Annotated in this window: 27 protein-coding genes; 15 read left to right on the forward strand and 12 right to left on the reverse strand. The window is 67.1% G+C overall.

Annotated elements, in window-relative coordinates:
* Positions 1-47: 47 nt before the first annotated feature.
* The 4 genes from ACN9M4_RS05460 to ACN9M4_RS05475 all read left to right on the forward strand — a co-directional run bounded on the left by ACN9M4_RS05460 (position 48) and on the right by ACN9M4_RS05475 (position 4,249).
* Positions 48-986, forward strand: a complete 939-nt coding sequence (locus ACN9M4_RS05460) for an aldose 1-epimerase family protein (RefSeq protein WP_426302543.1) — start codon at positions 48-50, stop codon at positions 984-986.
* A 61-nt stretch (positions 987-1,047) separates the two neighbouring features.
* Positions 1,048-2,385, forward strand: coding sequence for an AI-2E family transporter (locus ACN9M4_RS05465; RefSeq protein WP_426302544.1), 1,338 nt, complete (start codon positions 1,048-1,050; stop codon positions 2,383-2,385).
* Between the two features lie 3 nt (positions 2,386-2,388).
* Positions 2,389-3,627 (forward strand): threonine ammonia-lyase, encoded by a 1,239-nt coding sequence (ilvA, locus tag ACN9M4_RS05470; RefSeq protein ID WP_426302545.1) that lies wholly within the window; start codon positions 2,389-2,391, stop codon positions 3,625-3,627.
* A gap of 13 nt (positions 3,628-3,640) precedes the next feature.
* A complete protein-coding gene (locus ACN9M4_RS05475; RefSeq protein WP_426302546.1) occupies positions 3,641-4,249 on the forward strand; it encodes a rhomboid family intramembrane serine protease in 609 nt (202 codons plus the stop codon).
* A gap of 57 nt (positions 4,250-4,306) precedes the next feature.
* On the opposite strand, the gene greA is transcribed toward ACN9M4_RS05475, so the two are convergent.
* Positions 4,307-4,801, reverse strand: coding sequence for a transcription elongation factor GreA (gene greA / locus ACN9M4_RS05480; protein WP_426302547.1), 495 nt, complete (start codon positions 4,799-4,801; stop codon positions 4,307-4,309).
* A gap of 151 nt (positions 4,802-4,952) precedes the next feature.
* Positions 4,953-5,411 (reverse strand): DUF4307 domain-containing protein, encoded by a 459-nt coding sequence (locus ACN9M4_RS05485; RefSeq protein WP_426302548.1) that lies wholly within the window; start codon positions 5,409-5,411, stop codon positions 4,953-4,955.
* Positions 5,412-5,534: 123 nt separating this feature from the next.
* Here ACN9M4_RS05485 and mca point away from each other — a divergent pair, with 123 nt between their 5' ends.
* The 4 genes from mca (at position 5,535) to ACN9M4_RS05505 (ending at position 9,509) form a co-directional block, all read left to right on the forward strand.
* Positions 5,535-6,440 (forward strand): mycothiol conjugate amidase Mca, encoded by a 906-nt coding sequence (mca, locus tag ACN9M4_RS05490; protein ID WP_426302549.1) that lies wholly within the window; start codon positions 5,535-5,537, stop codon positions 6,438-6,440.
* An 87-nt stretch (positions 6,441-6,527) separates the two neighbouring features.
* On the forward strand, positions 6,528-6,800 hold the full coding sequence (locus ACN9M4_RS05495; protein ID WP_426302550.1) for a hypothetical protein: 273 nt from the start codon (positions 6,528-6,530) through the stop codon (positions 6,798-6,800).
* On the forward strand, positions 6,772-9,000 hold the full coding sequence (locus ACN9M4_RS05500; RefSeq protein ID WP_426302551.1) for a thioredoxin domain-containing protein: 2,229 nt from the start codon (positions 6,772-6,774) through the stop codon (positions 8,998-9,000). Before ACN9M4_RS05495 ends, ACN9M4_RS05500 begins: the two co-directional genes overlap by 29 nt.
* A 29-nt stretch (positions 9,001-9,029) precedes the next feature.
* Positions 9,030-9,509, forward strand: coding sequence for a DUF2087 domain-containing protein (locus tag ACN9M4_RS05505; protein ID WP_426302552.1), 480 nt, complete (start codon positions 9,030-9,032; stop codon positions 9,507-9,509).
* Between the two features lie 7 nt (positions 9,510-9,516).
* On the opposite strand, the gene trhA is transcribed toward ACN9M4_RS05505, so the two are convergent.
* The gene (trhA, locus tag ACN9M4_RS05510) at positions 9,517-10,158 is read right to left on the reverse strand and encodes a PAQR family membrane homeostasis protein TrhA (RefSeq protein ID WP_426302553.1); all 642 of its coding nucleotides are present in this window, start codon (positions 10,156-10,158) and stop codon (positions 9,517-9,519) included.
* 172 nt (positions 10,159-10,330) lie between these two features.
* Between trhA and ACN9M4_RS05515 the strand changes: the two genes are divergently transcribed.
* Both ACN9M4_RS05515 and ACN9M4_RS05520 read left to right on the forward strand, forming a co-directional pair.
* Complete coding sequence (locus ACN9M4_RS05515; RefSeq protein ID WP_426303399.1) at positions 10,331-11,092, forward strand: isoprenyl transferase; 762 nt, start codon at positions 10,331-10,333, stop codon at positions 11,090-11,092.
* Between the two features lie 384 nt (positions 11,093-11,476).
* Positions 11,477-12,751 (forward strand): PhoH family protein, encoded by a 1,275-nt coding sequence (locus ACN9M4_RS05520; protein WP_426303400.1) that lies wholly within the window; start codon positions 11,477-11,479, stop codon positions 12,749-12,751.
* Positions 12,752-12,999: 248 nt separating this feature from the next.
* Here the strand turns inward: ACN9M4_RS05520 and ACN9M4_RS05525 are convergent, their stop codons facing one another.
* Positions 13,000-13,644 (reverse strand): GNAT family N-acetyltransferase, encoded by a 645-nt coding sequence (locus ACN9M4_RS05525; protein WP_426302554.1) that lies wholly within the window; start codon positions 13,642-13,644, stop codon positions 13,000-13,002.
* A 25-nt stretch (positions 13,645-13,669) separates the two neighbouring features.
* Complete coding sequence (locus ACN9M4_RS05530; RefSeq protein ID WP_426302555.1) at positions 13,670-14,404, reverse strand: hypothetical protein; 735 nt, start codon at positions 14,402-14,404, stop codon at positions 13,670-13,672.
* Positions 14,405-14,508: 104 nt separating this feature from the next.
* On the opposite strand from ACN9M4_RS05530, the gene ACN9M4_RS05535 reads away from it, so the two are divergent.
* On the forward strand, positions 14,509-15,063 hold the full coding sequence (locus tag ACN9M4_RS05535) for a prepilin peptidase (protein WP_426302556.1): 555 nt from the start codon (positions 14,509-14,511) through the stop codon (positions 15,061-15,063).
* Positions 15,064-15,098: 35 nt separating this feature from the next.
* Positions 15,099-15,584: an NUDIX hydrolase gene (locus ACN9M4_RS05540; RefSeq protein ID WP_426302557.1), complete on the forward strand. Its 486-nt coding sequence runs from the start codon at positions 15,099-15,101 to the stop codon at positions 15,582-15,584.
* On the opposite strand, the gene ACN9M4_RS05545 is transcribed toward ACN9M4_RS05540, so the two are convergent.
* Entirely contained in the window at positions 15,581-15,784 is a 204-nt protein-coding gene (locus tag ACN9M4_RS05545; RefSeq protein ID WP_426302558.1) for a hypothetical protein, read from the reverse strand. The genes ACN9M4_RS05540 and ACN9M4_RS05545 overlap by 4 nt on opposite strands.
* Positions 15,785-16,182: 398 nt before the next feature.
* On the opposite strand from ACN9M4_RS05545, the gene ACN9M4_RS05550 reads away from it, so the two are divergent.
* The gene (locus ACN9M4_RS05550; RefSeq protein WP_426302559.1) at positions 16,183-16,455 is read left to right on the forward strand and encodes an META domain-containing protein; all 273 of its coding nucleotides are present in this window, start codon (positions 16,183-16,185) and stop codon (positions 16,453-16,455) included.
* 111 nt (positions 16,456-16,566) lie between these two features.
* Here the strand turns inward: ACN9M4_RS05550 and ACN9M4_RS05555 are convergent, their stop codons facing one another.
* The 3 genes from ACN9M4_RS05555 to ACN9M4_RS05565 all read right to left on the reverse strand — a co-directional run bounded on the left by ACN9M4_RS05555 (position 16,567) and on the right by ACN9M4_RS05565 (position 19,391).
* Complete coding sequence (locus tag ACN9M4_RS05555; RefSeq protein WP_426302560.1) at positions 16,567-18,006, reverse strand: class II fumarate hydratase; 1,440 nt, start codon at positions 18,004-18,006, stop codon at positions 16,567-16,569.
* A 95-nt stretch (positions 18,007-18,101) separates the two neighbouring features.
* Complete coding sequence (locus ACN9M4_RS05560; protein ID WP_426302561.1) at positions 18,102-18,716, reverse strand: carbonic anhydrase; 615 nt, start codon at positions 18,714-18,716, stop codon at positions 18,102-18,104.
* Positions 18,717-18,725: 9 nt separating this feature from the next.
* Entirely contained in the window at positions 18,726-19,391 is a 666-nt protein-coding gene (locus ACN9M4_RS05565; protein WP_426302562.1) for a DUF4245 domain-containing protein, read from the reverse strand.
* A gap of 230 nt (positions 19,392-19,621) precedes the next feature.
* Between ACN9M4_RS05565 and glpX the strand changes: the two genes are divergently transcribed.
* Both glpX and ACN9M4_RS05575 read left to right on the forward strand, forming a co-directional pair.
* Positions 19,622-20,644 carry a class II fructose-bisphosphatase gene (gene glpX, locus ACN9M4_RS05570; protein ID WP_426303401.1) on the forward strand — a complete coding sequence of 341 codons (1,023 nt, stop codon included), beginning with the start codon at positions 19,622-19,624 and terminating at the stop codon, positions 20,642-20,644.
* Between the two features lie 146 nt (positions 20,645-20,790).
* Positions 20,791-21,795 carry a hypothetical protein gene (locus ACN9M4_RS05575; RefSeq protein WP_426302563.1) on the forward strand — a complete coding sequence of 335 codons (1,005 nt, stop codon included), beginning with the start codon at positions 20,791-20,793 and terminating at the stop codon, positions 21,793-21,795.
* Here ACN9M4_RS05575 and ACN9M4_RS05580 read toward each other — a convergent pair.
* From ACN9M4_RS05580 to ACN9M4_RS05590, 3 genes are read right to left on the reverse strand one after another with little or no spacing between them, the layout of a single operon-like run.
* Complete coding sequence (locus ACN9M4_RS05580; RefSeq protein ID WP_426302564.1) at positions 21,792-22,727, reverse strand: lipid II:glycine glycyltransferase FemX; 936 nt, start codon at positions 22,725-22,727, stop codon at positions 21,792-21,794. The two genes, ACN9M4_RS05575 and ACN9M4_RS05580, sit on opposite strands and share 4 nt — an antisense overlap.
* A gap of 3 nt (positions 22,728-22,730) precedes the next feature.
* Positions 22,731-23,993 carry a mannose-6-phosphate isomerase, class I gene (manA, locus tag ACN9M4_RS05585; RefSeq protein ID WP_426302565.1) on the reverse strand — a complete coding sequence of 421 codons (1,263 nt, stop codon included), beginning with the start codon at positions 23,991-23,993 and terminating at the stop codon, positions 22,731-22,733.
* 47 nt (positions 23,994-24,040) lie between these two features.
* Entirely contained in the window at positions 24,041-25,711 is a 1,671-nt protein-coding gene (locus ACN9M4_RS05590; RefSeq protein ID WP_426302566.1) for an LCP family protein, read from the reverse strand.
* Position 25,712 lies beyond the last annotated feature (1 nt).

A 25,712-nucleotide genomic window follows, 5' to 3' on the forward strand; every position in this document is an offset into this window, starting at 1 on the left:
ATAAATTAACAAAACATCACATCCGCCGATGCAGTACGGTTTATGCCATGCATACCGAGATTGCCGGTGAAGAGACCGAATCCCGCCGCTTCGCCAGCGGCCGCCAGTACGAGATCCGCCGCGGCGACGCGCTCGCGGTCGTCACGGAACTGGCCGCCGGTCTGCGCCTCTTCAGCCGCGCCGGCGTGCAGCTGACCGAAAGCTACAACGACGACGAACTCCCGCCCGGCGCCACCGGCATCACCCTGGCGCCGTGGGCCAACCGCGTGGAAGACGGCGTGTGGTACCTGGACGGGAAAAAGCAGCAGCTGGACATCACCGAGGTGGGCCGCAACAACGCCAGCCACGGCCTGCTGCGCAATGCCTCCTACGCGCTGGTGGACGAAGACGAATTCTCGGTCACCCTCGAAGCCGTGATCTTCCCGCAGCACGGCTACCCCTTCCTCGCCCGGCACCGGGTGCGCTACGGAATCGACGCGGACCTTGCCCTGCGGGTCTCGCAGACCTTCATCAACGACTCGCACTCCGCGGCGCCGTTCGTGCTCGGCGCCCACCCGTACCTGCGCCTCGGGGACACCGCCCCGGAGGAACTGACCCTGACCGTCCAGGCGGCCACCCGCCTGGTGGCGGACGAACGGCTGATCCCGCGCAGTGCCGCGCCCGCGGACGGCGGATACACGCTGGGCGGAGGAGCCGCCGTCGCTGGCCTGGACATCGACGTCGCCTATACGGACCTGGTGTTCGACGGCGGCGTGGCCCGCCACGTGCTCAGTGCGCCGGACGGGCGCAGCGTCACCCTTGAACAGGACGAGAGCTGCGGCTACGTGCATGTCTTCGTCACGGGCAATTTCCCGGGCCGCAGCAAGGCGGTGGCGATCGAGCCCATGACCGGCCCGGCAAACGCCTTCAATTCCGGCGAGGGCCTTCGCTGGCTCGAACCCGGAGCGTCCTTCACGATGCGCTGGGGGATTTCGGCAGCGCTCTGAGCAGTTTCCTGCCCTGGCACGGCGGTTTCCCATCCGGCCCCGCCTGGGGAATTATGGGGGCATGACGCCGACACCAGACGCCACACCCTCCCTTCCGCCCGCCCGTCCCACGGTAGTTCCGCCCCGGCTTTCCGAGCACGAGATCGCACAGGACATCCCCTACGGCGTGCGGATCGCGGCGGCCTGGGCCTGGCGGGTCGGGCTGATCCTGCTGGTGGGCGGGGCGTTGATCTGGCTCCTGTCCAAGGTCAGCTTCCTCATCATCCCGCTGATGGTCGCGTCCCTGCTGGCCGGCCTGCTGCACCCGGTCACCGCGTGGCTGCGCAAAGCCATGCCGCAGGGCATCGCCGTCGCGTTGACGGTGCTCGGCTTCATTGGACTGATCGCCGGCGCACTCGCACTGGTGGGCCGCCAGCTCGCCACCGGCTTCGGTGAACTGTGGCAACAGGCCTTGGTCGGCATCCAGCAGGTCCAGTCCTGGCTTGTGGATGGGCCCCTGCACATCACGGCGGACCAGATCGACAAGTACATCGAAGACGGCGTCAACGCACTCCAGAACAACAGCAGCAGCATCCTCAGCGGCGCCCTGTCCTTCGGAAGCACGGCAGGCCATTTTGCCGCCGGGCTTGTCCTGGCACTGTTCATCCTGATTTTCTTCCTCCTGGAAGGCTCACGGATCTGGAGCTTCCTGGTGCGGCTGCTGCCAAAGAGGGCCCGGGCAGCCACCGACGGCGCCGGGCGCCGCGGATGGTCGTCCATGGTCAGCTACGTGCGCATTCAGATGTTCGTGGCCTTCGTGGACGCCGTGGGCATCGGCGCCGGTGCCGCGATCATCGGGGTTCCCTTGGCCTTGCCGCTGGGCGTGCTGGTGTTCATCGCCTCCTTCATCCCCGTGGTCGGTGCGCTCGTCACCGGTGCGATCGCCATCCTGCTCGCCCTCGTGGCGAATGGGTGGGTCAACGCGTTGATCATGCTCGGCATCGTGCTGCTGGTCCAGCAGTTGGAAAGCCACATCCTGCAGCCGATCGTCATGGGCAAGGCCGTGTCCCTGCACCCGGTGGCTGTGATCCTCTCCGTTGCCGCCGGTTCCTACCTCGCTGGAATCCCCGGCGCGCTCTTTGCCGTGCCGCTGCTGGCCGTAGCAAACACGGCGGTGCGCTATATTGCCGCCCGGACGTGGGAACATGATGAAGGACTGTCCGCCTCCTACAAGGAGGCCGGAGCCGAGATGCAGGATCCCGAGCAGGACCCCAACATCAAGGACATCCGGCCCGCCGGCCTGCGCCCGGCGCACGGCGGAAAGCAGTCCCCGGGTGGCAACGATGCCCCCACCCATGAAGCGGCTGTCCGGCCGGGCACCGGCCAGGACCCGGCAGCCGAGACCGAAAAAGGAGAGTAATCCGTGAACACCCTCGAAACCCTGCCCGTCACCCTGGACGATGTCCTTAAGGCGCAGGAGCTGCTCGAGGGCATTATTACCAAGACGCCGATCGAGACATCGCGGGCGCTTGGCGCCATGGTGGGCGGCGAAGTGTTCTTCAAGTGCGAGAACCTGCAACGCGCCGGCTCCTTCAAGGTGCGTGGCGCCTACGTCCGGATGGCCCGGCTCTCTGCCGAGGAAAAGGCCCGCGGCGTAGTGGCCGCCTCGGCCGGCAACCACGCCCAGGGCGTGGCCGTGGCCGCCAAGAGCCTGGGCATCAAGGCCCGCATCTACATGCCCCTCGGTGTCGCCCTGCCCAAGCTTGCAGCGACCCGCAGCCACGGCGCCGAAGTGGTGCTCCACGGCCACAACGTGGACGAGGCCCTCGCTGAGGCCCAGCGCTACGCCGACGAAAGCGGCGCCGTGTTCGTGCACCCCTTCGACAACGTCGACGTCGTGGCCGGCCAGGGCACCATCGGCCTGGAAATCCTCGAGCAGGTCCCCGACGTCGACACCATCCTGATGGGGGTCGGCGGCGGCGGGCTGCTGGCCGGCGTCGCCGTCGCCATCAAGGCCAAGGCGAAGGAACTCGGCCGCGAGATCCGAATCATCGGCGTCCAGGCCGAAAACGCGGCGGCCTACCCGCCCTCGCTTGCCGCCGATGCGCTGGTGCCGCTCAAGAAGGTGTCCACCATGGCAGATGGCATCGCCGTCGGCCGCCCCGGGCAGCTGCCATTCAGCATTATCCGCGAACTGGTCGACGACGTCGTAACTGTTAGCGAGGACTCCCTCGCCCGGGCGCTGATCTTCCTGCTCGAGCGCGCCAAGATGGTGGTGGAGCCCGCCGGCGCCGTGGGCGTTGCTGCGCTCATGGACGGCACCATCGAAAACCCCGGCAAGGTGGCAGTGGTGCTTTCGGGCGGCAACATCGACCCCATGCTCATGCTCAAGGTAATCCAGCGCGGCCTCTCTGCGGCGGGGCGTTTCATGACGGTGCGCATGATGCTCGACGACCGCCCCGGTTCGCTGGCCACCATTGCCCGGATCATCGCCGAGAACGACGCCAACGTCACCGGACTGGACCACACCCGAGTGGGCGGTGCGATCAGCATGGGCGATGTCTCGATCACCATCAACCTGGAAACCAAGGGCCACGAGCACAGCGCGCAGGTGCTCGCTGCGCTCCGGGCCGAGGGCTTCCAGCCGATCGTGGTGCACTGACGGCGGGGCCCGCATGGCTTACCTTGCCGGCAGCACCCCGGAGCCGTCCGCGCCGGGGAAGGAGTCCCTCGCGGCGCGCGCCAAGGGCGGGCTGCTCCTCATGGGCGGCTTCGTGGCGCTGCTGGCCGTGATCGAGCTGATCAACACGCTGCTCCTCCACGGGCTCAACCGCACGTTCGGGCTGCGCCCTCGGAGCCTGGACGGCGTGCTGGACATCCTGACCTTCCCCTTGTTGCACGCCAACTTCGGGCACCTGTTCTCCAACGCGCTGCCGCTAGTCATCTTCGGTTTCCTGGTGTTCCTTTCCGGGCTGAGGGTGTTCCTGACCACCATGGCGCTCAGCTGGTTCGGGTCCGGCGTGGCGGTCTGGCTGATCGGCGGCGGCTTGACGGTCGGCGCGTCGGGGCTCGTGTTTGGCCTGTTCGCCTTCCTGTTGGTGCGCGGCGTCCTGAACCGCAACTGGTGGCAGCTGTTGCTGTCGGTGGTGCTGTTCCTGGCCTACGGCGGCATCCTGTTCGGGGTGCTCCCCAGCGTGATGGGCATGGTGTCCTGGCAGGCGCACCTTGGCGGCGCGGCGGGCGGCGTCCTGGCCGCGGCGCTGCTCCGGCCGAAAGCCCCTTAACGCAAGGCGCCGGCCCTCCCCGCAAAGGGGAGGGCCGGCGTTGTGGTTAAGCGTTGCTTAGCCGGTGAACGGCTTGGCGGAAACGATCTCCACCGGAATTTCCTTGCCGTTGGGGGCGGTGTAGCTGAGCTTGTCGCCCTCCTTGTGGCCCATGATCGCGACGCCGAGCGGGGACTTCTCACTGAAGACGTCCAGATCGGAATCGCCCGCGATCTCGCGGGAGCCAAGCAGGAAGGTTTCCTCATCACCGGCGATGCGGGCAACGACGAGCATGCCGGGTTCGACGATTCCGTCGTCGGCGGGGGCTTCGCCGACCTGGGCGTCGCGCAGCAGCACGGTCAACTGGCGGATGCGGGCCTCGATCTTGCCCTGTTCCTCCTTGGCGGCGTGGTAGCCGCCGTTTTCCTTCAAGTCGCCTTCCTGGCGCGCGGCTTCGATCTTCTGGACGATGTCCGCACGGCCGGCCCCGGACAGGTGCTCCAGTTCGGCCTTCAGGCGGTCATATGCGTCCTGGGTAAGCCACGCTGCAGTTGCGCTGTTGGTGGTAGACACGGACTTCTCCTTATGGATCTGCAAGCAAAAGACCCCGCAGTGGTGGCCACTCGTGGAACTCAGTAACCAGCTCAGCGGGGTGAGGTATTGATCCAGTGTAGTCAATCCTGTGGACAAACCAAAAGGCAAAGGAGTCGCGCGTCACACCGGTTCAGTGGCCGCTGTCCACGATCCAGCAATTGTCGACGACGCCGGAAACGGCTTCCGATTCGGTACGCAGCGCCAGCCGGTGGATGGTGGTGCGCCCGCCGTCGGCGCCGTCTTTGGGCTCGTTCGGTCCGATCTCCACGACCTTCCAGCCCACCACCGCGAACTTGGAATCCAAGGCCTTCACGGCACACTTTGCCGTTGCCCCGGGGTACTTGGAGACCTGGAAATCCAGTTCGATCTGCGTGGCGTCCGTGGCGTGGTAGCCGATGTCCTTGAAGGTGACCGGGGCGGTGGCGCTGGTGGTTGCGATCCAGGCCATGAACCCGATGCCCAGCAGCAGCGCAGCGATGACCAGGTTACGCATCCCCTTGCGCCCGAGGCGCCGCTTTTGGCCGCCGTAGCGATTGGCTAGGCTGGTACTTGCCGGCAGCGCTGTAGCCGAGGGGTCTTCCGAAGTCACCCATCCAGTTTAGTGCGCTTCCGGCGGCTCCCTTGCACCAGCCCGTTACCTGCCACCCGCACGCAGGACAAGCATTGCCGGCAGCACCCCGGCCGGCAGCACTAGAAAGAGGAATGTCACCGGATGAGCACATCCACCAGCTCCGCCACTCCGCTCCGGCTCCTCGCGGTCCACGCGCACCCGGACGACGAATCCAGCAAGGGCGCAGCGACCATGGCGATGTACGCCGCGTCCGGCGTCGAGGTGATGGTGGCGACCTGCACCGACGGCTCCCGCGGTGACATCCAGAACCCCGGCATGGAGGACGCCCCCCACCCCAAGCGGGACATGGCGGGAGCCCGCCGGCTGGAGATGGACGCCGCAGCGAAGGTCCTGGGCATCCGCCAGCGATGGCTCGGCTTCGTGGATTCCGGACTGCCCGAAGGCGATCCGACGCCGCCGCTTCCGCAGGGCTGCTTCGCGCTGCAGCCCCTGGAACGCGCCGCCGCGCCTCTGGTGCGTCTGGTCCGCGACTTCAAGCCGCACGTCGTCCTCAGCTATGACGAGAACGGCGGTTACCCGCACCCGGACCACATCATGGCGCACAAGGTGGCCGTCGAGGCTTACCATGCGGCGGGCGATCCCGAGCGCTACCAGGGCATCGGGGAAGCCTGGGCGCCGGCCAAGCTCTACTACGACCGCGCCTTCAGCCCTGAACGTTTCCGCGCCCTCCACTTTGCCCTTGAGGAGGCCGGCCTGCAGTCGCCCTACGCCGCCCGCCTGGCCGCCTGGCTGGAGGCCGACGCCGAAGGCCACACTCCGCCAAGGCCCGCGCACCAGACCACCACGCAGGTGGACTGCGGGGACTACTTCGAGCTCCGTGACGATGCGCTCCGTGCCCACCGCACCCAGATCGACCCCGAAGGCTTCTTCTTCGCGGTCTCCCCGGAGCTGCAGCGCACGGTGTGGCCGTGGGAGGACTACACCCTGGTACATTCCCGCGTCCCGGCCGAACTGCCCGAAAAGGACCTGTTCGCAGGGCTAAGATAGAACGTGCCGGGGCGATTTCTATCAGACGTAGAAATCAGGCGGGAAACGCCGCCCGGCAGCCAGCACCTCCCACAGAAGGTTTGAACCGTGCACCACTTGCTCCTCGTCCTGGCCACGACCCCGGCGCCTTCGCCGACTCCGTCCCTGCGGCCGGGCCTGTCGGAGGACCAGGTGACGCCCGGTACCTGGGGCTTCATCCTGACCGCTTTCATCGTGGTGCTGACGACCTTCCTGATCGTGGACATGGTCCGCCGGATCCGCCGGGTCCGCTACCGCGCCCAGGTCGAAGAAGCCCGCCTTGCCGCCGAGGGCGGTCCCGATTCCGAGGCCGATGGTGATGGCGGAGCAGCCAGCCGCTAGCAACGGCCCGCAGGAGCCGGGGAGCTTCAATGCCCTCGGCTCCGAGCCCTCGGCCTATCTGCGCCAACATGCCTATAACCCGGTGCACTGGCAGCCCTTCGGGGACGAGGCCTTCGCGCTTGCCGCGGCACGCGATGTTCCCGTCTTCCTCTCCATCGGCTATGCCGCCTGCCATTGGTGCCACGTCATGGCACACGAATCCTTTGAGGACCAGGACACCGCCGACTACCTGAACGCCCATTTCGTGGCCATCAAGGTGGACCGCGAGGAGCGGCCGGATGTCGATTCGGTCTACATGGCCGCCACCCAGGCAATCAGCGGCGAAGGCGGCTGGCCCATGTCCGTCTTCCTCACGCCGGAGGGTCTGGCCTTCCATGCCGGAACCTACTTCCCGCCCGCGCCGCTACCCGGCCGCCCCTCCTTCCGGCAGGTGCTCGAAGCGGTCCGCGAGGCTTGGCTGGAACGCCGCGACGCCGTCGAACAGAATGCCCGCGGGCTCGCTGCCGGGATGGGGGACGCCCAGGCGGCTGCCGCCGTCGTCCTCGACGCCGTTCCGCAGCCGTTCGACGCCGGGCTGCTGGCCGCCGCGGTACGCCAGCTGGCGCGTACGGAAGACCCCGACGACGGCGGCTTCGGCCGCGCGCCCAAGTTCCCGCCGTCGTCGGTGCTGGAGTTCCTCATCCGCCACGCGGCGGTCCCCTCCGAGACTTCGGACGCCGCACGGGACATGGCAGGCCGCACCCTGGCCGCGATGGCCCGGTCCGCCCTCAGGGACCAGCTGGACGGCGGTTTTGCCCGCTACTCGGTGACGGCCGACTGGTCGGTCCCGCATTTCGAGAAGATGCTCTACGACAACGCCCAGCTGGTGCGGGCGTACGCGCATTGGGTCCGGCTGGGCGGGGACGCCGTCTTCCCGGCAGCGGAAGCTGCCGCGGTGGCCTCGGAGGCAGCGGCGTGGATGATCGATGCGCTGGGCCTGGATTCGGGGGCGGAAGGCGCCGAAGCGGAAGGTGGCCTGGCCTCCTCCCTGGACGCCGACACCGTGGTGGGCGGCGTCCACCGCGAGGGCGCCACCTACCTGTGGAGCCCCGCGCAGCTCGAGGAGGCACTGGGGCCGGACGACGGGCCCGCGGTGGCCCGGCTGATGGACGTCGCCGGGCGCGGGACGGTGTCCGCCGACGGTTCGCCGCTGCATCCGGGCCGCAGCTTCAATGCCGCCGAGGCGGGGTTGTGGGAGCGTTCGCGCCCCGTGCTGCTGGCGGCCCGTTCGCGCCGCACCCAACCCGAGCGGGACGACAAAGTGGTGGCCGGCTGGAACGGACTGGCCGTCGCCGCCCTGGCCGAGGCCGGGGCCATCCTCGAAGAGCCCCGGTTCATCCGGGCGGCGGAAAACATCGCCGGGTACCTGCACCGCGTGCACTGGGGTGCCGGGCCATCCCGCGGTGATGGACCCGGCCGCCCGCGGCTCAGCCGGGTCTCCCACGAGGGGACAGCCCGTGGAATCGGCGGGCTCCTGGAGGACTACGCCTTCTGCGCCGATGGAATGCTGGCGCTCTACGCGGTCACGGGGCGTGCCCGCTGGTACGGCTTCGCGCAGGAGCTGCTGACGGAAGCCGCTGCCCGCTTTGCGGCCGGAGGTCGCCTGTCCGATTCGGCGGGGGAGTCCGGGCAGGTGCTCCGGGCGCAGGGCGAGCAACCATCCCTGGATCCCTTCGACAACGCCGCCCCCAGCGGTGCGGCCGCATTCGCCGGGGCCCTGCTTTCGTCCGCGGCCTATTCCGGCTCGCACGGGCAGCGCGTGATGGCCGGGAACATCCTGAACCTGCTGCCGCCGATCGCCACCCGTGCCCCACGCGTGGCCGGCTGGCTCCTGGCCACCGGGCAGGCCGCCCTGGCCGGGCCGTTGGAGGCCGCAGTCGCCGGGCCGGACGGGCCCCTGCGGCGCGAACTGCACCGCCGGCTGCTGCTCTCGCCGAGCCCGGGACTGGTCATTGCCGTGCAGGGCCCCGACGACGGCGGGCAGGTTCCGGAACAGGAGCCGGTTCCACTGCTGGAGCACCGCTCTGCCGCCGCGGACGGTTCGCCGCAGGTGTACCTGTGCCGGGACATGGTCTGCCGGCGGCCGGTGGCGTCGCTGGCGGAACTCGAGGAACAGCTCGCCGCGATGACGGGCAGCCCGACGGACACGGGGGAGCGATGAGCGGCGTGGAATGGCGCGGATTGATTGCCATGTTGCTCAATGAAAAGACCAGGATTGCGTTTGCTGAAGTGGTCCTCGAAGAGGCCGAGCGGGAGGGCAAGCGGCTCTCCGCCTTGGAGAGGAGCAAAGCGCGTTCGGCCCTGATGAACGCCGGAGTGCTTGACGGTGCCGAACCCGTTCCAGGCGTCAGCCGGGATTATCTCCAGCGGTTTCTGCGGCGTCCCGGGCACACGGCGGACGGGGCGGGCCTTGAGAGGTTCCTGCGGAAAGACGGGCGGATCGACAGATACCCGGCGAACCAGGAACAGCGGCGTTTGCTCCTGCTATGGATCGCAAAGCAAGTCCTTGCTCCGGGCGAGGTGCTCGATGAGAGGACGTTCAACGCCCGGCTCGTGCAGTACAGCGACGACCATGTGATGCTGCGGCGCTACCTGGTTGACGCCGGGCTGGTAGAACGGACGCCTGAAGGAAGCGCCTATTTCCTGCCGGGAAGCGGGACGCCAGCCTAGCGTATTGCTAGCGCAGCACCGCGACCATGATCGCGGCGAAGTGTGCAGCGAATCCGAGCACGGTGAAAACGTGGAAGAGCTCGTGGAAGCCGAAGACCCCGGGCCGGAAATTGGGCGCCTTCAGCCCGTAGAACACGGCCCCCGCAATATAGAAGACGCCCCCCACGCAGACCAGCACTGAAGCCGGGAAGCTCGCGGCGAAGAACTGGGGCAGGAAGAACACCGCGGCGCAGCCCAGCGCCACGTAGATCGGCACGTAGAGCCAACGCGGCGCATGCGTCCACAGCACCCGGAACAGCACCCCGAAGATGGCCCCGCTCCAGATCAGCCACAACAGCAGCACGGCTGTAGGGCGGTCCAGCAGGCACCAGGACAAGGGTGTGTAGCTGCCTGCAATCACCAGCATGATGTTGCTGTGGTCCAGGCGCTTGAGGAGCATCCTGGTCTTTGCTTGCCAATTGCCGCGGTGGTAGACCGCTGACACCCCGAACAGCAGGATGCCCGTGACGGCATAGACGGCGGAGGCGACTTTGCGGTCCGCGCCCGGCGCCAGGGACACCAGCACGATCCCTGCCACGAGGGCGAACGGGGTGGCTACGGCGTGGATCCAGCCGCGCCAGAGGGGTTTGGCCAAGAGAAGCTCCGACATGGTTTAAAGGGTAAGCTACGATCCGGTAGGTTACCAGTGAGTAACTTTCGTTGGCCTCGCTTCACGACTGTGCGTGCACGTCCATCCCGGCCCGGGGCGGTAGCCTAGGTGATGCACCTGCGGCACCTCGCCCGGGTATGTGGTGAGTGAAGGAAGTCAGGTGAACATCCGGATGGAGCTGCCCGGGATTCTCTACGGCTTCTACGAGCGCAAGCTCCTGCGCGCCCTTGAAACGGACAAGATTCCGCGGCACATCGGCGTGATGGTGGACGGCAACCGGCGCTGGGCCCGGCAGTTCAACGCCCCCACCAGTCAGGGCCACCAGGCCGGTGCGGACAAGATCCACGAGTTCCTCGGCTGGTGCCAGGAACTCGGCGTCAAAGTGGTCACGCTCTACATGCTCTCGACGGACAACATGAGCCGATCCGGTGAGGAATTGGACCTGCTCATGGGGATCATCGCCAACACGATGGACCGCCTGGACGAGGCCCCGGACATCTCGGTGCACGCCATGGGCGCCCCTGAACTCCTGCCCGATTACCTCGCCGAGCGGCTCAACAAACTCACCGCCCGCACACCGGTGCGCGAGAAGCTGCACGTGAATGTCGCCGTCGGGTACGGCGGCCGCCGCGAGATCGTCGACGCCGTCCGTGAACTGCTGCACGACGCTGTCGCCAAGGGCCGCGACATGGCCGAGGTCGCGGACGAACTGTCCGTGGACGACATTTCCCGTTTCCTGTACACCCGCGGCCAGCCCGACCCGGACCTGGTGATCCGCACCTCGGGGGAGCAGCGGCTCTCCGGCTTCCTGATGTGGCAGAGCGCCTACAGCGAGTTCTATTTCTGCGAGGCTCTGTGGCCGGCCTTCCGCAAGATCGACTTCCTGCGGGCCCTGCGCGACTACGCCGGCCGGCAGCGGCGCTTCGGCGCCTGACCCGTTCGACTGCAATCCCGACGCCGGTTGGCCGGGGTTCACATGAAGTTCACATCGCGGACACGCGAATCGCCGCAGTTTGTCACCGGAAATGTAAATGCCCGGGAATACGTTAATCCCATCAGCAGGCAAACCGCCCGCTGATCGGGGAGGCCAGTAGATGGAGCGAAACATCGCACCACATACGTGGAAGGCCGAGCCCGGCCTTCGGCCGAGCCGCCTCACGAATAATCCGGGCGAACGCCCGGGGCTGGAGTCGATGTGGCTATTTCTGAGCAACTGCCCGTAATCGTTTCCGACGGGGAAAGTGCAGCTACCTCTCGCAGCAAGCGGAGCCCCAAAGCCAAGGTTCCGCAGGCCGGCAAGGCAACCGGCCGAAGCTATGTGATTGACACCTCAGTGTTGCTCTCCGATCCGCGTGCGCTGCTGCGTTTCGCCGAGCATGAGGTCATTGTGCCGATCGTGGTCATCACCGAGCTCGAAGGCAAACGCCACGATCCCGAGCTTGGTTACTTCGCCCGCAAGGCACTGAGGCTGCTCGACGATCTGCGTATCGAACACGGCGGACTCAACACGCCCATCCCGATCGGGAACGACGGCGGCACCCTCCGTGTGGAGATGAACCACATTTCCACCGAGGTCCTGCCCGCCGGATTCCGGGGGGCGGACAACGACAGCAGGATCCTCGCCGTCGCGAAGAACCTGGCCAACGAAGGCCACAACGTGACAGTGGTCTCCAAGGACCTGCCTATGCGCGTCAAGGCTTCGGCCATGGGCCTGTTTGCCGACGAGTACCGCAACGAACTCGTGAAGGACTCCGGCTGGACCGGCATGGCCGAGGTGGAAGCCAGCGAAGAGGAAATCGGGACCCTCTACGGCCACGAGCCGGTGTTCATCCCGGCCGCCGCCGAGCTCCCCGTCAACACCGGCCTGGTGCTCCTCTCCAACCGCGGATCGGCCCTCGGAAGGGTGGGTGCGGACAAGCAGGTGCGCCTCGTCAAGGGAGACCGTGACGTCTTCGGCCTGCACGGACGCTCCGCCGAACAGCGGCTCGCCATCGACATGCTCATGGATCCCTCCGTGGGCATCGTGTCTATCGGCGGGCGCGCCGGCACCGGCAAGTCCGCCCTTGCGCTCTGTGCCGGCCTCGAAGCCGTCCTGGAACGCCGCGAACACCGCAAGGTGATCGTCTTCCGGCCGCTCTACGCCGTCGGCGGGCAAGAACTGGGCTACCTGCCCGGCTCCGAGTCGGAAAAGATGAACCCGTGGGCACAGGCCGTGTTCGACACCCTGGGTGCGCTGGTTTCGCAGGAAGTCGTCGAGGAGGTCATGGACCGCGGCATGCTCGAGGTCCTGCCGCTCACCCACATCCGCGGCCGCTCCCTGCACGATGCCTTCGTGATCGTCGACGAAGCCCAGTCGCTCGAGAAGAACGTCCTGCTCACCGTGATGAGCCGCATCGGACAGAACTCCAAGATCGTCCTCACCCACGACGTCGCCCAGCGGGACAACCTCCGGGTCGGGCGGCACGACGGCGTGGCCGCCGTCGTCGAAATCCTCAAGGGACACCCGCTCTTCGGCCACATCACCCTCACCCGCTCCGAACGCTCGCCCATCGCAGCGCTCGTCACGGAACTGCTCGAAGGGGCGGAGATTTAACCCAGCTGCGCTAAGACGACCATCCGCAGGAGCGGCACCCACCCAACTGGGGTGCCGCTCCTTGCTTGGGTGCCGCTGCCGTTGCTGGGTCCGCCGGGAGACGGCCCTCCGTCGTCGCTTAGACACGACGCATAGGCACCCCTGCGGTCGCTGGGCGACCTCCGGGGTCCGATGCGCCGCGATGCGCTCCTCTACGGAGGCCCGCCGTCCCGTCTCGTGCGTTCGTCGTCTCTTGTGCGGCGCTACCCTCAGAGCCCCAGGAACTTCGCGAACCGTTCGTGGCCTTCTACCTTCAGGGTCCAGCTCGGGCGCTTGAAGCTTGCGGGGGTGACGCGGACGCGTTGGACTTCTTCGACTTTCGGGCCCCAGTTGGTGCGGTAGGTACCGTTCAGTTCGTAGCCGAGGGAGCGGGAGACGCCCAGGGACTTTTCGTTCCAGGCGGCGGCTTCGGACTGCGCTACTTCCGCGCCGAGGTGGTCGAAGGCGTAGCTCACGACGGCGGCACGCATCTCCTTGCCGAGGCCGAGGCCCTGCGCGGACTGCTTCAGCCAGGAGCCGGTGCCGACCGTTTTCAGGACGTTGAAGTCCTTGGCGCCGATGTCCTGGCAGCCGACCAGTCCACCCTCGTGCCAGATGCCCAGCAGCAGGGTCCAGCCTTCGGGGGTTGTGCTGGAGCGGCAGGTCCAGTGCCAGCGGGCGAGGCTGGGGCCGAGCTCCTCTGCAGGCGCTTCCGCCCACGGGGTGCTGAAGGGGCTGTGGCCGGGTTCATGGATTCCGCTCCTGGCCGCATCGAACAGGGCCGGGAGATGCTCGTCCTGCACGGGCTTCAACTGCAGCCGCGGGGTGGTCAGGACTAGTCCGAAGGCGGGCCAGATGTCCGAAAGCGATGTCATCCGGCCAGCTTACGGGGAGGGACCGCTAGCCACTTTGCGCGCCGGGCTCCCAGCTGATGTGCTGCCGGACGTCGCTCAGGTTCATGGACTTGGCCAGGAACAGGTCGTCCAGCATGTACTCGTCCACGCCGAGGATGCGGATCCAATGCCCGGTACCGGCGGTGCCGCCGTCGAGTCCCTCGCTCGCTACGCAGACGCCCGTGGCGGCGTCGATCCGCAGGCGGGTCCGGCCGGGCAGGCACAGGGGAGAACCGGCGTCCGCCGGGGCGTAGTTGGGCCCCGGAACCACCACGCACTCCAAGGCCGGACGACCCTCATGGTCCACCTCGCGCACTGGCCCGAGCGCCACGGGATTGCTCTCCGGAAACTCGATCGGCACCGGGGCATTGCCGGCAAGTTCCACCGGGTCGAGTGCCGCGGCCAGGCGGCCGTTCCCGAAGGACGGCTCCCCGTACGCGGCCTCCGGCCTGCGGCGGACCAGCCCGGCGCCGTCGTATACCGGGGTCACCAGGTGGGCAGGCAGCAGCCAGGAACTGCGGCTGGAACGGACGTAGAAGCTGTCCCGCGAATCGTTGATACCCGTGGTGCTGTGCAGCAGGACGCCGTCCGCACTCTCAAGCCGGAGAGCTCCCGGCCGGCGCAGCCATGCCTTGATGGGGCCGCTCCCGCTCCCGTCTCCGGGAAGGTCGAGGTATTCGAAGCGAAGACTGGTCCATTTCCACGGCGAGGACCGGCAGAGATTGCGGAATGTGGAGGACATGTCGGGGGTATGTCCGCCCCCGGAATCTGCACTGTAGCGCCCCATATCCACATAATACGGCCCGGCCCGAGCGGCTCCGTCGGCAAAACGGATAGCATCCGAGAGTGATCCGACGACTCAGTGAACTGTGGAGCGCAAGCCCCGTTGCCTTTTGGCTGGTCCTGGCCGCGTGCCTTTACTTCGCCGTCATGGCCGTCCGGCTGACGATCATCGACGTCCGCCACCATCTGCTGCCCAACCGGATCGTGTTCCCTTCCTACGCGGTTGCCGGGGTGCTGCTCGCCGGGGCGGCCCTCGCCGTTGCCGCTTCCGGTGCGCTGCAGGAAACGCCCGACGCCGGAGCCGCCCTGTTCGGGGTGCCTGTCCTCGGGATCGTGGCCGGGGGAGCGGCGCTGTGGCTCTTCTATTTCGTCCTGCGGCTGATCCACCCCCCGGGCATGGGATTCGGGGACGTCAAGCTGGCTGGAGTGCTGGGCCTCTACCTGGGCTACCTCGGGTGGACGCACATCTTCGCCGGGACGTTCCTTGCCTTCCTCTTCGGCGGGCTGTGGAGCCTGTTCATCCTGGCAGCGCGGCGCGGAACCCTCAGTTCCGCGATTCCTTTCGGGCCGTTCATGCTCGCAGGCGCCACCGCGGCCATGGCGGTACTGCCCGCCTGAGCCCGGGCGGCGGGCCCGGGCCGTAGGCTGGTGCCATGCCGGCGCCCGACTACGTCCTGAAACTCCGCGAAAAAATCGGCCACGATCCGCTCTGGCTCCCCGGCGTGCGCGGGGTGGTCTTCAACGATGCCGGTGAGATCCTGCTCGGCCGGCGGGCGGATAACGGACGGTGGGCCCTCATCACCGGTATCCTCGAGCCGGGCGAAGAACCTGCGGCCGGGCTCGTGCGGGAAATCGAGGAAGAAACCGGTGTGGTCGCCGTGGTGGAAAGGCTCCTGGATGTCGTTGTCAACGGACCCATCACCTTCCCCAACGGCGATGTTTGCACGTTCCTCAGCGTGGAGTACCGGTGCCGCTACGTCTCCGGTGAGGCGCGGGTCAACGACGACGAATCCCTCGCGGTGGGCTGGTTCAGCCCCGATAATCTGCCGGACATCGGGCCGAGCCACCTCGAGTGCGTGCGGCGTGCCGTCTCGGAGGGCGCTCCTGCCGGTTTGGCGGGGCCGGAACAGGGCGCCTAGGAACGGGCCTTCGCGGCGCTGACGGCGCGATAGCCCGCGAAGCATGCTGCCGCCCCACAGAGCACGGCCCCGGCGATCATGGCGCCATTGCCGTTCGCGGTGGAGCCCATGGAAACTGCCAGCAGCGCAAACAGCACTGCGCCCAGTCCCCAACGGACGGCGGGGCTGGTGGTTGTCGATTCATCGGGATCCAGGCTCACCGTCCAAGTTTAACAAGGCGCGGCATCCGTTTGCCGGCCGTGACCTTCCGCGCGAAACTGCAACGCGGCTGTGCTTCCGTACCCTCATCCCCGGGAGAAGACTTGGCCCTGACCGGGGGATTGCGGATAGACATTCGGGGGCTTGCATGCACGTGCGCAAAGTGTTCTCCAGGCACGCGGCGCCGATACTCGTGCTCGTGGCCTTGGCCGGCTGTGGCAATGGTCCGACGGCGCCCGCCCCGGACGAATCGCAGTCCGCCGCGCCCACGCCAACCGCTCGAGTACCCGGACCAGTTTGCGGGGGCGGGCCGCTGGGTTGCCGGCTCTACCGCTCGACCGGCGGCAGGGACGCTTCCGGCAAACTGGCGTGGCTGAAGAGGAAGCCCCTGGAGGTTTCCATGGTGTTCGTCAACGGGACCTGGACAGTGGGGGTGAAGACGCCCTGCAACAGCCTGGGGGTTGAGGTCAAAGTTGAGGAGGGCCGCTGGATTCCGGGAGACATCATATCGACCGCCATGGCATGTCCCGGCCCGGATAGCAGCTACGAGAACTGGACCCACGAGCTCTTCAAGCAGCCGGTCATCTGGAGGCTGGACGGCGAAACCCTGGTGCTGCGCAAGGGCCACGGCACCGTCGAGCTCACGGACGCCGGCCCCCTCAGGCACATGTAGCACCCGGCATCCAGCACGCCGGCCTCGGAAACGCCGACGGCGGCCTGCGCCTTCCGTGCGGAAGGTGCCGGCCGCCGTCGTGGTTTTGGCAGCGGTGCTGCCTGAAGGTAGCTAGGCCTTGTGGGCCGGGGAGGTCATGGTGGTGACGTCCAGGGCCCTGTCGAGGTCGGCCTCGGAGACCTTGCCTTCGCCTTCTCCAACGAAGCCGAGCTTCTCGGTGGCCTGGCGGATGGTCAGGCCTTCCTTGACGGCGATCTTGGCGATCTTGGCTGCGTTCTCGTAACCGATGTACTTGTTCAGCGGGGTCACGATGGACGGGGAGGCCTCGGCCAGGAAGCGGGCACGCTCCACGTTGGCGGTGATGCCGTCGATCATCTTGTCGGCCATGACGCGGCTGGTGTTGGCCAGCAGGCGGATGGACTCGAGCAGGTTGGCGGCCATGACCGGGATGCCGACGTTCAGTTCGAAGGCGCCGTTGGTGCCGGACCAGGCGATGGCGGTGTCGTTGCCGATGACCTGGGCGCAGACCATGATGGAGGCTTCGCAGATGACCGGGTTGACCTTGCCGGGCATGATCGAGGAGCCCGGCTGCAGGTCCGGGATAGCGATTTCGCCCAGGCCCGTGTTAGGGCCGGAACCCATCCAGCGGAGGTCGTTGTTGATCTTCATGAAGGAGATCGCGATGTTGCGCAGCTGGCTGGAACCCTCGATCAGGCCGTCGCGGTTGGCCTGGGCCTCGAAGTGGTCGCGGGCTTCGGTGAGCGGCAGGCCGGTGTCGGCGGAGAGCAGTTCGATGACGCGTTCCGGGAAGCCGGCCGGCGTGTTGATGCCGGTGCCGACGGCGGTGCCGCCCAGCGGAACTTCGGCAACGCGGGGGAGGGCGGCGTTGATGCGCTCGATGCCGTAGCGCACCTGTGCTGCGTAGCCGCCGAACTCCTGGCCCAGGGTGACCGGGGTGGCGTCCATGAGGTGGGTGCGGCCGGACTTGACGACGTCCTTGAACTCCACGGCCTTGCGCTCCAGGGAGGCGGCCAGGTATTCGAGGGCCGGGATGAGGTCGTTGATGAACGCCGAGGTGGCGGCGACGTGCACAGAAGTGGGGAAGACGTCGTTGGAGGACTGCGAGGCGTTCACGTGGTCGTTCGGGTGGACAACCTTGTCGCTGCCCTTGGCGGCCAGTGCACGGGTAGCGAGCTCCGCGATCACTTCGTTGGTGTTCATGTTCGAGGACGTGCCCGAACCGGTCTGGAAGACGTCGATCGGGAAGTCGCCATCGTACTTCCCGGCAGCAACCTCATCCGCGGCGGCGGCGATAGCCTCGGCGAGCTCACCGTCGAGCACCCCAAGTTCGGCGTTGGCCAGTGCGGCGGCCTTCTTCACGCGGGCCAGGGCCTCGATGTGGGCACGCTCGAGGGTCTTGCCGGAAATCGGGAAGTTCTCCACGGCGCGCTGCGTCTGGGCACGGTACAGAGCGTTCACGGGAACGCGCACTTCACCCATGGTGTCGTGCTCGATGCGGAACTCAGCATTCGTTTCTTGAGTGGAAGTCATGGGGCTAGCTTATTGCGGGCAGCCGCCCCAGCCGAAACCCGAACGGAAGGCTACGGCGGCCCCCGGGAGGGCCGCCGTCGGGCAGGGTCCGAACGCTATAGCTGGCCGATTCCGGAAACCAGCGCCGCGCGGCCCTCATCCAGCTTGTAGGAGAGGCCGATGACGGCGGTGCGTCCTTCCTCGATTGCGTCCGAGATCACACGCGAGCTGTCGGCCAGGCGGGCCGCCGTCTGCTTCACGTGTTCCACCACCATGTCGTTGACTTCGGTCTGTTCGTTCCGGAGGGACGTCAGCACCGAGGGGGTGATGCGTTCCACGAGGTCGCGGATGAAGCCGGGCGGCATCTCGCCGGTTTCCACGGCGGCCTTGGTGGCGTTCACTGCGCCGCAGCTGTCATGGCCGAGGATCACGATCAGCGGCACGTGGAGCTGGGAGATGCTGTATTCCAGGGAGCCGAGCACGGCGTCGTCGATCACCTGGCCGGCGGTGCGCACCACGAAGGCGTCGCCCAGGCCGAGGTCGAAGATGATCTCAGCGGCGAGACGGGAATCGGAGCAGCCGAAGATCACCGCGAAAGGATGCTGGTCCTCGACCAGGGAAGCGCGGCGCGACGCATCTTGGTTGGGATGCCGGGATTCGCCGGAGACGAAGCGCTCGTTTCCTTCGCGCAGGCGGCGCCAGGCAAGTGCAGGAGTCAGGTAGGTAGCCACGCGGCTACTTTACGGGGTCGTGGACGGGGCGGGGGAAACCGTGTCGGCGGACTTTACGACGGCGGCGGCCAGGGCGGACATCTCGTCCAGGCTTGCCGGGCCTTTCAGGATGATCGTGGTGCCCTTGTATTGCAGGACCATGCTGCGGTTGCCCTTGCCGGCGTCGCGCAGTTCCCAGTCCCGGCCGCCGGCGTTCCGTTTTCCGGTCACCGGGGCGTTGTTGGTCTGCTGCAGCAGCCAGGTGGGGTTGGCCTTGCGGGTCTGGACCAGGCCGATGAACGACTCCTTCGGCGTCAGGAAACCCACTTCCCAGGTGGGGACGCCAGTGCCGCTGCCGGATTCCCAGCGGGCGTAGTTCGGCCGAAATGTGTCGCCCGCATCGGGGGCCACTGGTGTGAATCCCGCCACATCCTTGGCGTTCGCGGCGATGGCTGCGACGTCGACGTTCGGGCGGTAGCCGTCGCTCTTCGGCGTCGGGTTCATGAGCACGATCGGCAGGAAAGCCAGCACGCATACCAAGAGCGCGATCACCATGCCGATCACCGAGGCATTGGCCCGTTTTGCCGCCTTTGCTGCGATAACGGGCTTGACTGCGGGCTGGCCGGGGTCCTGGGGGCCGGCTGCCTTCGTGTCGGGTACAGACTCGGCAACCGGGGTGTCTTGCTTTTCGCTCACCCTTCAATAGTCCCTTATCCGAACCGTGAATACACATCCGAGGCGATGAGGGAAGGGTCGTTCCGGGGCGTGGACACTGCGTGGCCGCGCCGTGGCGGCCAGACTATGATCGATCCCAGGGGAAACATCGAAGTTGCCAAGCGGCTGCTCTCGGGTCCCATGAGTTTCGTCCCATGAGTTCGGTCCCATGAATCGTCATCGAAGAAGAGGTTCACGTGTCTTCAGCAGCAATGTCCCAGCAGTATTCCACGATTTCCCCGGCCCTTGCCGTCGGGAGCGATGAGCCGGACCGCAACCTCGCACTGGAACTCGTCAGGGTCACCGAAGCCGCGGCCATCGCCGGTGGCCACTGGGTGGGCTTCGGCGACAAGAACAAGGCCGATGGTGCCGCAGTGGACGCCATGCGTTCCTTCCTTCATTCCGTCCACTTCAACGGCGTCGTGGTCATCGGTGAAGGCGAAAAGGACGAAGCCCCGATGCTGTTCAACGGTGAGCGCGTGGGCGACGGCACCGGTCCGGAGTGCGACGTCGCCGTCGACCCCATCGACGGAACCCGCCTGACTGCACTCGGCATCAACAACGCCCTCGCGGTCCTCGCGGTCGCCGAACGCGGCTCCATGTTCGATCCTTCCGCCGTGTTCTACATGGAGAAGCTGGTCACCGGCCCGGAGGCCGCGGACATGGTTGACCTGCGCCTGCCGGTCAAGCAGAACCTGCACCTGATCGCCAAGGCCAAGGGCGTGAAGGTCAACCAGCTCAACGTCATGATCCTGGACCGCGACCGCCACCGCCCGCTCGTGGAGGAAATCCGCGAAGCCGGTGCGCGCACCAAGTTCATCATGGACGGCGACGTCGCCGGTGCCATCGCCGCCGCCCGTGCCGGAACCGGCGTCGACGCCCTCATGGGCATCGGCGGAACCCCGGAAGGCATCGTCGCCGCCTGTGCGATCAAGTCCCTGGGCGGTGTGATCCAGGGCCGCCTGTGGCCCACCAGCGACGAAGAGAAGCAGAAGGCCATCGACGCCGGCCACGACCTTGAGCGCGTGCTGTCCACCAACGATCTCGTGACCAGCGACAACTGCTACTTCGCCGCCACCGGCATCACCGACGGCGACCTGCTCCGCGGCGTCCGCTACCAGAAGGACCGTGTGCTTACACAGTCGATCGTGATGCGCTCCAAGTCCGGCACCGTCCGCTTCGTCGACGCCGAGCACCACGCCAGCAAGTGGGAAGGCTACGCCCGCAAGAGCTAGGCTCTCCCGCTTCCTTTGAGCGCGAACGTACAGTTGAGGCCCTGAATCGTCCGGATTCGGGGCCTCAGCTGTACGCTCGCGCGGGGGCCGGGGAAGCGGTCTGTGGATAACCGCCCAGGGGTTTCCCGATTGGGGCACACTAAGGCATGCCACGTAAGCCCCTCCCCGAGCCCTTGCAGATCGGATCGTTCACCGCGGCCACCGCGAACGAGCTCGGTGTGAGCCGGAAGCGCCTTCGGCAGGCTGACGTCTTCATCCCATCGCGCGGAATCCGGCTCCCGCTGTATGGCACCTCCGAGCCCGCCGCCAACCTCCGTGCCTACACCGTCCTGGACAGTTCCTCGGTGGTGACGCACCACTCTGCTGCGCGAGTGTGGGACGGCAGCCTGCCAGCTTGGATGCAGGCAGACTGGCGGATTCACGTGGCGAGGGGCCGTCACGAGGGCAAGCCCCGGCGTCGCAATGTAGTCGGTCACCGGCTGACCTTCCTATCGGGGGAAGTGGAGATTCACGACGGCGTCCGTGTCACCTCACCTGCCCGCACCTGGCTGGACCTTGCCGCATTCCTCGAAGTGGATGAGCTCATCGCGTTGGGCGACTCCTTGGTTGTGTCCCATGACCAGGATTTTCCGTACCCAAGAACGGCAATCACGACCATCGAAGGGCTTCGCAGGATGGTTGCAGCGCATCCAGGCATGAGGGGAATGAAGACGGCCCGGCTGGCGCTCCCGGAAATCCGGGTTGGATCTGATTCTCCGCAAGAAACCCGCATGCGGTTGATTCTTGCGAGATCCGGCCTTGGAGAGCCCGTCCTGAACTACGTCGTACGGAACGGCTGGGGCCAGGCCGCCGTTTGGCCCGACGCCGCCTATCCGGAGCGCAGGGTTGCCCTGCAGTACGACGGCGACCACCACGGAGATCCCCAGCAGTACCTTCGCGACATCAAACGGCAAGCGACCACCGAACGCCTGGGGTGGCGCGAGATCCGCGTGGGCAAGGATGATCTCGAAGGCGACAAGCCGTTCCTCGTGGAGAAGGTCCGGGCCGCGCTTGGTTACATGCTGCGCGAACGTACAGTTGGGGCCCCAAAATCGCTGAAATCAGGGCCCCAACTGTACGTTCGCGCGGAGGAAACCGAAGCGAGTGCCTAGCGGAGCTTGTCCCTCAGCTTGCGGGCCAGTTGGTAGGCGCCATAGCGGAGCTTGTTGACCGGCAGGTCCCATGTTCCCGGGTAGGCTACTTCGCGGCCGCCGAAGGACTTCTTGAACGCGGTGAAGCCGGCCCATTTGTGGTCGGGCTGGTCTTCGGGCGCGACGCCCCACAGGTCCACGTGCTTCAGGCCCTGCTCCTTGGCGTCAGCCATGAGGGTGACCAGCAGCGGAATCCCGGCGCTGAGCTTTCGGTGGCTGTCGTCCAGGGCCGCGTGCGCGTAGGTGCGGGTGTCCGCGGAGTCGTAGGCCAGTGCCGCGGCGATCGGCGTGCCCTCGAGTTCGGCGATGAACAGGGTTCCTGCCCCGGCCGGCAGCAGGGACGCGGCCACCGTCCTGAGGTAGTCGTCGCTCTGCGGTTTGAAGCCGTTGCGTGCCGCGGTCATGTGGAGGAAGTCCAGCAGCACCGAAATCTCGGCCGGATCCTGCGAGGAGCGGAACGTGACGCCCTTCTTGTGGATGTTCCGGTAGAGGTTCCGGTTGGTGGGTTTCATGCCGGCCAGGACGTCTTTGAAGTCGCCGTCCAGGTCCACGAGCCAGCTCAGCTCGGGCTGTTGGTTCACCGGCGCCGGCTGCATGCCGCGGGACTTCAGCAGCGCCGGGGCCTCGTCGACGCCGAAGCCGGCGCTGACCGGTTCCAGCCGCACGAAGACCGCGCCGCTGCGGCGGGCAATGCCGCGCAAGGCGGCCAGGGCGGCGTCGAACGCTTCAACGGATTCGGCCACCGGGCCGTAAGGCGCGTAGAGAACCTTGCCCGCCGGGTTCTTCTCCTCCACCGCGAGGAAGTGCCAGCCCGGCCCGGACTGCTCGTGGACCGTCCGGCCGAGGGCGCGCTGGACGTCGGCCCACGCCGGGCTCTGCAGGAAGAACTCCATGGTTCAGCTTTCCAGGCTCGTGGTGATGGCGAACGCGACGCTGCTCGCCGATGCACCGGACTCCGCGTGCACCATAACGGGGTTTTCGGCCGCCGGGACGAAGGCGCTGCCGCCCCGTGCCAGCCGCAGCTCGCTCTTGGGGGAGTCCAGCAGCACGGCGCCGGAAACCACGATGACGACGGCGGGCCCGGACTGCGCGAGCGGCACCGGTTCAGCCCCTGGGGCCAGTTCGATGCGCTGGAGTTGGAATTCGCGGAACGGCGGTATGTAGAGTTCCTGGCCGAGCGTGGATGTGCCGGCCGCCACCCGCGGGACCCCGATCGGGGCGAATTCCACAGTCTTCATCAGCTCCGGAATATCGATGTGCTTGGGCGTGAGCCCGCCGCGCAGCACATTGTCCGAGCTTGCCATGACCTCCACGCCCAGGCCCTTCAGGTAGGCGTGGACGTTGCCGGCGGGCAGGTAGATCGCCTCGCCGGGGGCCAACGACACGAGGTTCAGCATCAGCGAAATCAGCACGCCGGGGTCGCCCGGGTATTCCTTGCCGATGCCGAGCATTGCCGACAGCGCCTGGGCGTGTGGTTCCAGGGACCCGGCGGCACCGAAGCCTGCGGCATCGACGGCGGCCGCCGCGGCGGCCACGGTGTCGGAAACGGCGTCGCCGCCGGAGATGAGGGCGCTGAACGCGCCCCTGAGGGCTTCGGACTCATCCGTCTTGGAGAGCTCGGAGATGATAGTCCGGAGCACGGAAGCGTCGGCGCCGGAAGCCTCCACGAGTTCTGCCAGGTGGACGAAAACGGCCCTCGATTCCGCTGCCGGACGGAAACCGCACAGCGCCCGGAACGGGGTGAGGGCGAAGATCATCTCGGGCTTGTGGTTGTCGTCCCGATAGTTGCGTTCCGCAGCGTCCGGGGCGACTCCGGCGGCGTTCTCGCGCGCGAAGCCTTCCCGGGACTGCTCAAGGCTCGGGTGGACCTGCAGCGAGAGCGGCTTGTCCGCGGCCAGCAGCTTGCCGAGGAACGGCAGCCGCGGCCCGAACTCGGCCACGCTGGCCGCGCCCAGGAAATGCTCAGGATCCTCGGCGATCAAGGCGTCCAGCGGAACCTGTGATGCCCCGGGACGGCCCGCGAGCGACGGCGCGCCGGGATGCGCGCCGATCCACAACTCCGCCTCCGGACCACCCGAAGCGGTGGTGCCCAACAGGGCGGAGATCGCCGACGTCGACCCCCAGGCGTAGGGGCGCAGGACGTTCTCAAGCTGGTACACGGGCAGGAATCCTTGTCACTGAAGGGCTTGTCGCTGAAAGGAAGGAATTACAAGGGGCGGCACTGGCCGTTGTTCGCCAGCAGCAGTTCAAGCGTCGCATAGTCCTGGATGTCGTAGAGCGAGTTCAGGTAGGCGGCCGTGATCGGCTGGCCGTCCGGGCGGGTCGTCACCGGGGTGAAGTCGTCCGTCGGCGTTTCCGCAGTTGCCTGGGCGGGAGCGCCGGCGGGCGCACCACCGGCCTGGGGGCCGCTACCGGGGGCCGACTGCCCGACGCCGGTCAGGTAGTCCTCCTGCACGGCACCGGCCTTGGGGCCGGACTTGGCCTGGAGCAGTTTGTGGACGCGCTCATGGATGACGTTGAAGTCCGGCACGGTGGAGAACCCGGCGTCGAAGTCCGGCGGGCCGATGGTCAGGCGGGACACCGGCTGGCTCTTCGACTTGATGGCCAGGTCCACGAAGCTGCCCAGCTGGGCGGAGGAAATGTTGGATTCCACCACTTTGGTGCCGGCGCTGGCGATGGCCTCGAACTTCGACAGCAGCGTGGCCGGATCCAACTGCTTGAGCATGGCCTGCTGGACGCACTGCTGACGGGAAATCCGGGCAAAATCGTCGACGTTCTCACGGGAGCGGCTGTACCACTGCGCCTGGAAGCCGTTGAGCTTCTGTTCGCCCGCAGGGATCCAGCCGTCGGGCTTCACGTGCCTGCTGTCGCTGCCCGGGAGCATGCCGCCGCTGATGGGAACCCAGCCGCCGGCCTTGATCCGGATGCCTCCCATGGCGTCGATCAGCTTGGAGAAGCCGTCCATGTCCACCACCACGTAGGCCTGGATGGTGATGCCGAGGCTTCCGGACACCGCCTCCATGGTCGCCTGTGCGCCGGGGTCTGCGACGCCGGGGTAGAGATTCGTGTACTTGTTGCTGACCTCGGTGTTGATGGCGTTGATGAGGCATTCATTGCCGCAGTTGTAGCCTTCGGGGTAGATCTGGCGCATCGGCGAGCCCGCGCTGAACTGGGCGTTCTGGAGGTTGCGCGGCACCGAGATGATCGCGCTTTCGCCGGTTTCGGCGTCGACGCTGATGACCGAGAGGCTGTCCGGGCGCCGGCCGGTGCGGCCGTCTCCGGCGTCGCCGCCCATCATGAGGAAGTTGTAGCGGCCGTCCACGGGTTCCAAGGCCGGGCCGTTGGAGAAGATGCTGCCGATGGCGTTGCGGCCTACGTTCAGCACGTACGCCAGGTAGCTGAGCGATCCGCTGCCGATGAGCAGGGAGAAGACCAGGGCGACGGCGACAATCGGCCGCATGCCCGGGGCCAGCAGCGCCGGCCGGATGATCCGGAAGGTGTTCACGAAGAGCAGCGCCCAGCCGGCGGCGAGGGCGAGCAGGAGCACGATCAGCACCAGGGACGCCACCGGATGCGTGAACAGGGCCAGCATCAGGGAGCGGTTCAACAGGGCAACCGCCAGCAAAAGCAACGCCACCGCCCACACCGTGAAGGTCACCCGGAGGGCGAGCCGGCCCAGCTTCCGGTCACCGGCCACCAATTGCGCGCTGCCCGGCAGGAGCAGTGTCATCAGGAGCAGGACGAAGGCGCGCTTGGTCCGTACCGGCGCACTCGCGGAGGCCGGGAACCGGACCGGGTCGGTGAGCGTCGCGGTGCCCTCGAGTTGTGTCGGGCTGGACTGGCTGCTTGCCTGGCTCCCGGTGTGGCTCCTAGTCATC

It is taken from the genome of Arthrobacter sp. R-11, assembly GCF_049913155.1.
Taxonomy (GTDB): Bacteria; Actinomycetota; Actinomycetes; order Actinomycetales; family Micrococcaceae; genus Arthrobacter.